Annotated in this window: 1 protein-coding gene; it reads right to left on the reverse strand. The window is 52.7% G+C overall.

Annotated elements, in window-relative coordinates; all coding sequences use genetic code 11:
• The coding region (locus IQR33_RS34320) for a tandem-95 repeat protein (RefSeq protein WP_228014126.1) at window positions 1-2,162 on the reverse strand (2,162 nt) is incomplete at both ends.

Consider the following 2,162-nt stretch of genomic DNA (forward strand, 5'->3'; position numbering starts at 1 on the left):
ATAAAGGTTAGGGTTTCTGAGCCATTCCAGTCTGCGGTTGGAGTGAACGTAGCAATGCCATTGACGATCGCCACTTGAATGTTGCTATTACCAGAAACGCTAAACGTTAACTCACCATCGGCGTTATCCACATCACTGAAGGCCGTATTCAGATCGATGCTGTATGGCGTAAAATCTTCCGCCAAGGTTTGGTCTGCAATGTTGCTTTCAACCACAGGCGTGTCGTTCACCGCATTCACGGTGACGTTGACCGTTGCTTGGTCAGTCAGTGCACCATCGGTCACGGTGTAAGTGATTTCGGCGTCACCATGGAAGTTCTCTGCCGGTGTGAAGACCAGTTTGCCGTCAACAATCTCGACTGTCCCTTGGTCACTCGGCACAGATGCCGAGTCAATCGACAGCTTATCGCCATCAATATCGGTGTCGTTTGGCAGGACATCAATCGTCACTGGCGTGTCTTCATCAGTAACAGCGGTATCATCTTTTGCCACTGGCGCATCGTTGACTGGCGTGACATCGACGTTCACCGTGGTGGACTCCGATACCCCACCCGACGTGACGATGTACGTGAAGCTGTCTGTACCGTGGTAGTTGTCGTTTGGCGTGTAAGTGACGCTGCCGTCCGGGTTGACCGAGACCGTGCCGTTGGCTGGACCGTTATTGGTATCCAGCGACACCACTTTGTCGCTGCCTTCAAACGTGTCGTTACCTAGGACGTTAATGATGGTCGGCGTGTCTTCCACAACCGTCGCGTTGTCTGCCACGATGTCCGCCACAGGCGCAACTGTGAAGTTCACCGTTTGGCTGACGCTTTCACCGCTTGGATCAGTAGCCGTAAAGGTTAACGCTTCTGAGCCGTTCCAGTCTGCCGTTGGGCTAATGGTCGCGATGCCATTTTCAATCGACACCAACACGTTGCTGTTGCCTGAGACGCTAAACGTTAACTCACTATCAACGTTATCCACATCACTGAAGGCCGTATTCAGATCGATGCTGTATGGCGTAAAGTCCTCCGCCAAGGTTTGGTCTGTAATGCTGCTTTCAACCACAGGCGTGTCGTTCACCGCATTCACGGTGACGTTGACCGTCGCTTGGTCAGTCAGTGAACCATCGGTCACGGTGTAAGTGATTTCGGCGTCACCATTGAAGTTCTCAGCCGGTGTGAACACCAGTTTGCCGTCAACAATCTCGACTGTCCCTTGCTCACTCGGCACAGATGCCGAGTCAATCGACAGCTTATCGCCATCAATATCGGTGTCGTTTGGCAGGACATCAATCGTCACTGGCGTGTCTTCATCAGTAACAGCGGTATCATCTTTTGCCACTGGCGCATCGTTCACTGGCGTCACATCGACGTTCACCGTGGTGGACTCCGATACCCCACCGGAGGTGACGATGTAGGTAAAGCTGTCTGCCCCGTGGTAGTTGTCGTTTGGCGTGTAAGTGACGCTGCCGTCCGAGTTGACCGAGACCGTGCCGTTAGCTGGACCGTTATTGGTATCCAGCGACACCACTTTGTCGTCGCCTTCGAACGTGTCGTTATCTAAGACCTTAATGATGGTTGGCGTATCTTCCACAACCGTCGCTTTATCTGCCACGATATCCGCCACTGGCGCTACTGTGAAGTTCACCGTTTGGCTAACGCTCTCGCCGCTTGGATCGGTAGCCGTAAACGTCAGCGCTTCTGAGCCGTTCCAGTCTGCCGTTGGAGTGAACGTAGCAATGCCATTGACGATCGCCACTTGAATGTTGCTGTTGCCAGAGACACTAAACGTTAACTCACCATCGGCGTTATCCACATCACTGAATGCGGAATTTAGATCGATGCTGTATAGCGTAAAGTCTTCTGCCAAGGTTTGGTCTGCAATGTTGCTCTCAACCACAGGCGTGTCGTTCACCGCATTCACGGTGACGTTGACCGTCGCTTGGTCAGTCAGTGCACCATCGGTGATGGTGTAAGTGATTTCAGCGTCACCATGGAAGTTCTCAGCCGGCGTGAAGACCAGTTTGCCGTCAACAATCTCGACTGTCCCTTGCTCACTCGGCACAGACGCCGATTGGATAGACAGCTTATCGCCATCCACATCGGTGTCGTTTGGCAGAACATCAATCGTCACTGGCGTGTCTTCGTCAGTGACAGCGGTATCATCTTTTGCCACTGG

Origin of the sequence: Vibrio sp. OPT46, from assembly GCF_015163535.1 — a bacterium.
Taxonomy (GTDB): Bacteria; Pseudomonadota; Gammaproteobacteria; order Enterobacterales; family Vibrionaceae; genus Vibrio; species Vibrio alginolyticus.